The following is a 7,929-nucleotide window of genomic DNA, read 5'->3' on the forward strand; positions in this document are numbered from 1 at the left end:
CCCCCCCCCCCCCCCCCCCCCCCCCCCCCCCCCCCCCCCCCCCCCCCCCCCCCCCCCCCCCCCCCCCCCCCCCCCCCCCCCCCCCCCCCCCCCCCCCCCCCCCCCCCCTCTCCTGCCCCAGGGAGCCCCGTTGAGCGTCCAGCCCGTCCCCGCCGACCGTGCCCCGCACGACTTCGACAGCCCGGACGACGTCGCCCGGGCCTTCGCCGAGCAGGGCTACATCGCGGACCGGCGGCTGGCGACGACGACGTTCGTCATGTCCCGGCTGGCCAAGCCGCTGCTGCTGGAGGGCCCGGCCGGCGTCGGCAAGACCGAGCTGGCCAAGACGCTGGCCGCCGCCACGGGCCGCCGGCTGCTGCGCCTGCAGTGCTACGAGGGCCAGGACGAGACGAAGGCCCTCTACGAGTGGGACTACGGCAAGCAGCTGCTCTACACCCAGATCCTGCGCGAGAAGACCGCCGCGCTGCTGGGCGACGCCGACACCCTCGAGGCGGCGGTGGAGCGGATCGCCTCCGCCGACAGCGCGTTCTTCACCGAGCGGTTCCTCGCCGCCCGGCCGCTGCTGGAGGCGGTGCGCTCGGAGGAGCCGGTGGTGCTGCTGGTCGACGAGGTCGACCGGGCCGACGAGGCGCTGGAGGCGGTGCTGCTGGAGATGCTGGCCGAGTACCAGGTGTCGGTGCCCGAGATCGGCACCTTCGTGGCCCGGCAGGCGCCCTACGTCGTCCTGACCTCGAACAACACCCGCGACCTCTCCGCCGCGCTCAAGCGCCGCTGCCTGCACCTGTTCCTCGAGTACCCCGACGCCGACCGCGAGCTGGAGATCCTCCGGTCCAAGCGCACCGGCCTCGACGACGCGACCGCGCGACGGCTGGTGGAGATCGTCCGCGGCCTGCGGGGACTGGACCTGCGCAAGGCGCCGAGCATCTCCGAGACCATCGACTGGGCCCGCACCCTCGCCGTCCTCGGCGTGGGCGAACTGTCGGCCGAGGTGCTGTCGGACACCGTGTCCGTCGTCGCCAAGTACGAGCGCGACGTGCAGCGCTCCCGCGACGCGCTGCCGCGGCTGGTCGACCCGAACGCGACGGTGCCGCCGTCCCTCGGGCACACCCACTCGCACGGGGCGCACACCCACGGCGGGCACACCCACGACCACGACCACGACCACCCGCGGGCGCACGACCACGGGCACGAGCACCCGGACGACGACGGCCGCCGCGTGCGGGCCGCCAAGGACGCCCCCGGCCGGCACGACCGCAACTACTACGGCCAGCAGGCGCCGTCGGAGACGCCCGACGCGGCGCCCGCGCCGAAGCGGCAGGTGGGCGCCGGGCAGGGGGCGCGCTCCTTCCCCGCCGGCAACCGCGGCAGCGCGCGGCGCCGGCCGGTGTGAGGTGGAGGACGCCCTGCACCGGTTCGTCCGGCTGCTGCGGCTGCGCGGGATGCGGGTGTCGACGGCGGAGGTCGTCGACGCGGCGGCGGCCGCGGCCGCCGTCGGCGTCAGCGACCGCGCGGCGCTCGAGGCCGCGCTGGGCGCGGCACTGCTCAAGGACCGCCGCGACGCCGAGGTCTTCGCCGACACCTTCGACCGCTTCTTCACGCTGCGGCCGGTGGTCGAGGAGGAGCAGGACCACGGCCACGCCCACGACGACCTCGAGGACACCGGCGAGCTCACCCGGATGACGTGGTCGGCCGACCCGCCCACCGACGTCCAGGAGGGGCACAGCCACGGCAAGCCGGTCGACATCCGCGACTTCTTCCGGCCCGAGGACCTCGCCGCGCAGTACAACCTGCACCAGGAGGCGAACAAGATCGACCTCGCTTCGCTGACCCAGCAGATCGTGCTGTCGTCGGAGAGCCCCGCCGGTCCGGCCGACGACGCCCAGCAGGTCCAGCTGGAGGTCTCGCGGCTGCACGACCCCGGCCTGCCCGGCGAGCTGGTGCGCGCCGGCGGCACCCCGCTGGACGTGCAGCTGACGGTGGCCCAGCAGCAGGCGCTGCGCGACTGGCTGGCCGACCCGGTCGGCGACCTGGACCCCGAGGTCGCCGAGGCGCTGCGCCGCCGGCTCGCCGGCGTCATCGAGGACCTGCCCGAGCTGCTGGCCGCCCACCTGCAGGAGCTCGCCGAGATGACCGACCTCGCGATCGAGGAGCGCGAGCTCGCCCGGGCGCCGGTCGAGAAGGTCTCCGAGGCCGAGCGGGCGCGGATCGAGGACTCGCTGCGCCGCCTGGCCGGCTCGCTGCACGGCGGGCTCACGCACCGGAAGCGGCAGTCGCCCCGCGGGCGGGTCGACGTCGCCCGGACGATGCGGCGCAACATGCGCTACGACGGCGTCCCGTTCCGGCCGGTGACCACGCGGCTGGCCGAGGACCGGCCGCGGCTGGTCGTCGTCGCCGACGTGAGCCTGTCGGTGCGGACGGCGGCGCGGTTCAGCCTGCACGTGGTGCACGCGCTGCAGGACCTGTTCGCGCAGGTCCGCACGTTCGCCTTCGTCGACGACGTCGTCGAGATCACCGACCTGTTCGACGAGCACCCGCTGGAGCACGCCCTCGGGCTGGTCTTCGGCGGCGACGTCATCGACGTCGACGCCGCCAGCGACTACGGGACCGTGTTCGCGCGGCTGGCCGCCGACCACTCCGGCGCCTTCACCCGCCGCTCGACGCTGCTCGTGCTCGGGGACGGCCGCGGCAACGGCAACGCCCCGCGGCTGGACGTCTTCGCCGACCTCACCCGCCGCGTGCGCGAGACGATCTGGCTGACCCCCGAGCCGCGGTACTCCTGGGCGCTGGGCGGCTGCGACCTGCCCGCCTACGCCGAGCACTGCGACCGGGTGGAGGTCATCCGCGACCACAGCGGCCTGGAGAGCTGGGCCACCGACGTCGTCACCCGCGCCTCCGCCCGCTGACGGGTGTGCACTTCCGCGGCAGTGCACACAGCGGGCGTGACCGCCCTGACCCACTCCGACTCGATCGTCGTCGCCGCCTCGCCGGAGGAGGTCTACGACCTGGTCAGCGACGTGACCCGCACCGGCGAGTGGAGCCCGGTCTGCGTGGCCTGCTGGTGGGACGAGGGCGCGACCGGGCAGGTGGGCGACTGGTTCACCGGCCGCAACGTCACACCCGCCCGCACGTGGGAGACCCGCAGCCTGGTCGTGGCGGCCGACCGCGGCCGGGAGTTCGCCTGGCTGGTCGGCGGCCGGCTGGTCCGCTGGGGGTACCTCATGGAGCCGGTCGCCGGCGGGACCCGGCTGACCGAGTCCTGGGAGTTCCTGCCCGCCGGTCACGAGTTCTTCGCCGAGCGCTACGGCGAGGACGCGCACCACCAGATCGAGCAGCGCACCCGGGCGGCACACGAGGGCATCCCGGCCACACTGGCGGCGGTCAAGCGCATCGCCGAGGCCGGCCGCCGCGACGGTGACGACGGCGCCCCGGTGCCGAGGTGAGCGACGACGCCGGTCCGGAGCGGATCGCCGAGGGCTACCGGGCGTTCAGCGCGGAGACCGTCGCCGAGGCGCCGGCGTACTCCGCGCTGGCGGCCGCCGTCGCCCGCGACCGGGACGTCCTGGACTTCCTGGCCGGTCTCCCCGCGGGCAAGCGGGGCCCGCCGCTGTTCCTCGCCGCCCTCCGGTTCCTCGACGGCGTCCCCGCCGACGGCGCCGAGCTGCACGAGCGGGTGGTCTCCGACGGCGAGCGGCTGCGGGCGACGGTGCTCGCCCGGGCGACGCAGACCAACGAGCCCGCGCGCTGCGCGGCGCTCCTGCCGGCCCTCGCCACGATCGAGGGCCCGCTCGCGCTCGTGGAGGTGGGGGCCTCGGCGGGGCTGTGCCTCTACCCCGACCGCTACTCCTACGAGTACGACGGCCGCCCGGTCGGGCCGCCGAGCCCGGTGCAGCTGCGGTGCACCACCAGCGGGCCGGTGCCGGTGCCGGCCGCGCTGCCCGAGGTGGTCGCGCGCATCGGCGTCGACCTGGACCCGCTCGACGTCACCGACCCGGACGACCGCGCCTGGCTGCGCACGCTCGTGTGGCCCGGCCCGGCCGAGGCCGAGCGGCTGCAGCGGCTCGACGCCGCCGCGGCCATCGCCGCGCGGGAGCCGCCCACCCTGCTGGCCGGTGACCTGCTCGACCGGCTGCCCGACGCCCTCGCCCTCGTGCCCGACGGGGCGGTACCGGTGGTCCTGCACACGGCGGTGCTGCCCTACGTCGAGGCGGCCCGGCGCGCGGCGTTCGTCGACCGGGTGCGCGGCCTGCCGGTGCGCTGGGTGGCGCAGGAGGGGGCGGGCATGGTGCCCGGCACGGGGGAGCCGTATCCCGGCGGGTGGGGGCCCTACCTCGTGCTGTCCCTCGACGGCCGCCCGCTTGCGCACACCGCACCCCACGGCGGGCGGATCGACTGGCTCGGCCGGGACCCCGAGCCGGTCCCTCCTAGATGAGGCCGAGCTTGGAGCCGGCGTAGACGGCCTCGGCGCGCCGGGAGACCGCGAGCTTGCGCATCAGGTTGGTGACGTGGAACTTCGCCGTCGTCGCCGAGATGTAGAGCTCGCGGCCGATCGCCTCGTTGGACAGTCCCCGGGCCAGCAGGGCCAGCACCTCCCGCTCGCGGCCGGTCAGCTCCGGGGACGACCGGCCCGACGGCGACGAGGGCGCCGGGGCGGCCAGCGAGCGCACGACCATCGCCGCGCTGTGGCTGTCGAAGGCGCTCTCGCCCCGGCGGACCGCCCGGATCGCGGCGACCAGCGCGACGGCGTCGACGTCCTTCAGCACGTAGCCCCGCGCGCCGTGCTGGATCGCCTCCACCACCAGCCGCTCGTCGAGGAACGTGGTGACCACCAGCACGCCCGGCGCCGGGGTCCGGGCGGTGAGCTCGCCGCACAGCGCCAGGCCGGCGACGTCGGACCCCGCCGAGAGCTTGAGGTCGAGCAGCACGATGTGCGGCCGGACCGCGGCGACCAGGTCGAGCGCGGCCGCGGCGGTGGCCGCCTCGCCCACGACCTCGATGTCCGGCTCGCGCTCGAGGATCGACCGCAGGCCCCGCCGGACGATGGCGTGGTCGTCGACGATCACCAGCCGGATCGGCTCAGTCACCGGTCTCCTCCGGGGGCGTGTCGGGGGGGAGCGGCAGCCGGACCTCCACCCGCACCCCGCCCATCCGGGCGCGGGCGACGCGCAGGCCGGCGCCGAGCTCGCGGCAGCGGGAGGCGATGTTGCGCAGCCCGCAGTGGTGGCCGTCGCCGCGCCGGGCGGCGGCCCGCAGCGCGCGGCGCAGCGTCTCGGGGTCGCCGGTCCCGTCGTCGGCGACCGACAGCCGGACCCCGTCGGGTCGGTACCCGAGCCGCACGGTCGCCCGGGTCGCGCCGGCGTGCCGGGCGGTGTTGGACAGGCACTCCGTGGCGATCCGCACCAGCTGGTGCTCGGCCCCCGGCGGCAGCACCCGCGGCCGGCCCTCGACGCGCACCGCGACCGCCAGCCCCGGCACCGACGGCAGCCGGCCGAGCAGGTCGGGCAGCGCCGGGCCGGGCGGGTCGTGCTCGTGCTCCGACAGCGCGTGGATGGCGCCGCGCAGCCGCTCGACCGCCTCCCGGGTCAGCGCCTTGGCGTGCCCCAGCCGCTCGTGCACCTCGGCGTGGTGGGCCACCTCCGGCCGGCACCACTCGATCGTCATGCCGGCCGAGAGCACGTGCTGGGCCACGCTGTCGTGCAGCTCGCGGGCGATCCGGTGCCGCTCGGCGTCGACCGCCTCGCGCTGGGCGGCGACGTCGAGGCGGTGCTCGGCCTCGGCCAGCTGGCGGTGCCGCTCGGCGAGGTCGCGGGCCCGCTGGTCGGCCTCGGCGTAGAGCCGCTCGGTCTGCCGGCGCAGCGCCTCCGAGCGGGCCAGCAGGTGGTCGGCGTGCAGCGCGACGGCCGACTGGTTGGCCACGATCCGCAGGATCGACAGGTCGGCGTGGTCGGCGCGGCGCGGCGCCCCGCCGCAGGCCACCAGGGCCCCGACCGGATCGCCGTCGACCACCAGCGGGACGACGACGGCGCCGTCGCCGGTCCGCCACGGCCCGGTCTCCACCGCGGCCAGGGCGGCGGCGACCGGCCGGCCCACGTCGGGTGGCAGCTCGGCGAGGTCACCGGCCGTCGTGCCGCCGGGACCGCGGCCGACCAGCCGCGGCCGGGCCAGCGGCAGCGCGTCCTCGGCGAGGGCGAGCACCACCCACGGGACGGCGAGCTGGCCCGCGGTCGCGTCGACGACGGCGCGGCACAGGGCGTGGGCCCCCTCACCGGTCGCCGAGAGCACGTGGGCGACGTGCTCGAGCTGGGTGAGCGCCCGGGAGAGGTCCTCGGCCGTCTGCCGGTACTCCGCGTACCAGCTGGGCTTGGACGAGCGCAGCCCGGTGAGCTCGGGGATCCCGGGGACGGGGGTGCGCGAGGTCACCGGCGCCCGCTCAGACCCGGCGGGCGGTCACATCGCCGCCCGGAACAGCGCGGCGATCTCGGCCCGGTCGGCGTCGCGGGGGTTGGTCGACAGGCACGCGTCGCCGAGCGTCGTCGTCGCCAGCCGCTCGACGTCGCACTCGCGCACGCCCAGCGGTCCCAGCCGGCTCGGGCAGCCCAGGTCGGCGGCCAGGCCGGTGACGACGTCGGCCGCTGCCTCCGCCGCCGCCTCGCCCGACAGGCCGGTGACGTCGACGCCCATGGCGCGGGCCACCGGCAGGAACCGCTCGGGGACGGCGCGGGCGTTGAACCGGATGACGTGCGGCAGCAGCACCCCGTTGACCACGCCGTGCGGCACGTCGAGCAGCCCGCCGACCTGGTGGCTCATCGCGTGCGTGGCACCGAGGATGGCGTTGGTGAAGGCCAGCCCGGCCTCCAGGCTGGCCTGCGCCATCGCGGTGGTGGCGGCGGTGTCGTCGGGCGCGGCGAGCGTCCGCCGCAGCGAGGTGCAGATGAGCTCGACGGCGTGCAGGGCGTGCACGTCGGTGAGCGGGCCCGACGCCCGGGAGACGAACGCCTCGATGCCGTGGGTGAGCGCGTCGAGGCCGGTGGCGGCGGCCAGGTCGTCGGGCATCGTGGTGAGCAGCCGCGGGTCGGTGAGCGAGATGTCGGGGACCAGCGCCCGGCCGATCAGGGTGGCCTTGAGCCGCCGGGTGGTGTCGGTGACGACGGCGAACTGCGATACGTCGGCGCCGGTGCCCGCGGTGCTCGGGCACATGACGGTCGGGGGGATCGCGGTGGTGACCCGGTCGACCCCCTCGTAGTCGAGGATCGACCCCCCGTTGCTGACCACGACGGCGACCGCCTTGGCCGCGTCGATGACCGATCCGCCGCCGAGGGCGACGATCACGTCGCAGCCGCCCTCGAGGTAGCGCTGCACCCCCTCGGCGACCTCGTGGTCCTTGGGGTTGGGCGTGAGCCCGGTCCAGACGGTGGGCCGCAGGCCGACGTCGGCGAGGTGGCCCGCCAGCTCGGCCGGCCACCCGGCCTCGACCAGGCCGGCGTCGGTGACCACGAAGGGCCGGCGGGCACCCAGTCGGCGGGCGGCGAAGCCGGCCTCGGACAGCGCACCCCAGCCGAACACCACCTCGGGGACGAGGTACTTGCTGAAGCCCGGTGCGGCCGGCTCGGCGCAGGGGCGGGGCGCGGGGCGGATCTCCTGGTCGAGCGCGCGGCGGGCCGGCGGCCCGGACCGCAGCGGGACGGCGGTCACCGCACGGGGCGGGGCAGGGGAGCGGGCACGGGGGCCTCCAGGGCTCGGACGGCCCGACCACGATAACCGCCTCCGTGACGCGCATCACACGATCGCGCGCCGCCGGCCCGAGTCGTGGGGGGGGGGGGGGGGGGGGGGGGGGGGGGGGGGGGGGGGGGGGGGGGGGGGGGGGGGGGGGGGGGGGGGGGGGGGGGGGGGGGGGGGGGGGGGGGGGGGGGGGGGGGGGGGGGGGGGGGGGGG

7 protein-coding genes are annotated in these 7,929 nt (G+C 77.0%); 4 read left to right on the top strand and 3 right to left on the bottom strand.

Annotation, left to right across the window (positions count from 1 at the left end; genetic code table 11):
- Window positions 1-130 precede the first annotated feature (130 nt).
- From ACI78U_RS24435 to ACI78U_RS24450, 4 genes are read left to right on the top strand one after another with little or no spacing between them, the layout of a single operon-like run.
- A complete protein-coding gene (locus ACI78U_RS24435; protein WP_456878041.1) occupies window positions 131-1,390 on the top strand; it encodes an AAA family ATPase in 1,260 nt (419 codons plus the stop codon).
- A gap of 1 nt (window position 1,391) precedes the next feature.
- Window positions 1,392-2,903 (top strand): VWA domain-containing protein, encoded by a 1,512-nt coding sequence (locus ACI78U_RS24440; protein WP_456878042.1) that lies wholly within the window; start codon window positions 1,392-1,394, stop codon window positions 2,901-2,903.
- A 36-nt stretch (window positions 2,904-2,939) separates the two neighbouring features.
- On the top strand, window positions 2,940-3,440 hold the full coding sequence (locus ACI78U_RS24445; protein ID WP_456878043.1) for an SRPBCC family protein: 501 nt from the start codon (window positions 2,940-2,942) through the stop codon (window positions 3,438-3,440).
- The gene (locus tag ACI78U_RS24450) at window positions 3,437-4,429 is read left to right on the top strand and encodes a DUF2332 domain-containing protein (protein WP_456878044.1); all 993 of its coding nucleotides are present in this window, start codon (window positions 3,437-3,439) and stop codon (window positions 4,427-4,429) included. The genes ACI78U_RS24445 and ACI78U_RS24450 overlap by 4 nt, the downstream gene beginning before the upstream one ends.
- Here the strand turns inward: ACI78U_RS24450 and ACI78U_RS24455 are convergent.
- The 3 genes from ACI78U_RS24455 to ACI78U_RS24465 are packed head-to-tail and all read right to left on the bottom strand — an operon-like array spanning window position 4,422 to window position 7,689.
- Entirely contained in the window at window positions 4,422-5,081 is a 660-nt protein-coding gene (locus ACI78U_RS24455; protein WP_456878045.1) for a MadR family response regulator transcription factor, read from the bottom strand. The two genes, ACI78U_RS24450 and ACI78U_RS24455, sit on opposite strands and share 8 nt — an antisense overlap.
- Window positions 5,074-6,417: a histidine kinase gene (locus tag ACI78U_RS24460; protein ID WP_456878046.1), complete on the bottom strand. Its 1,344-nt coding sequence runs from the start codon at window positions 6,415-6,417 to the stop codon at window positions 5,074-5,076. The genes ACI78U_RS24455 and ACI78U_RS24460 overlap by 8 nt, the downstream gene beginning before the upstream one ends.
- 27 nt (window positions 6,418-6,444) lie before the next feature.
- Window positions 6,445-7,689 carry an iron-containing alcohol dehydrogenase gene (locus ACI78U_RS24465; RefSeq protein WP_456878047.1) on the bottom strand — a complete coding sequence of 415 codons (1,245 nt, stop codon included), beginning with the start codon at window positions 7,687-7,689 and terminating at the stop codon, window positions 6,445-6,447.
- Window positions 7,690-7,929: the final 240 nt, after the last annotated feature.

It is taken from the genome of Geodermatophilus sp. SYSU D00710 (assembly GCF_054050195.1).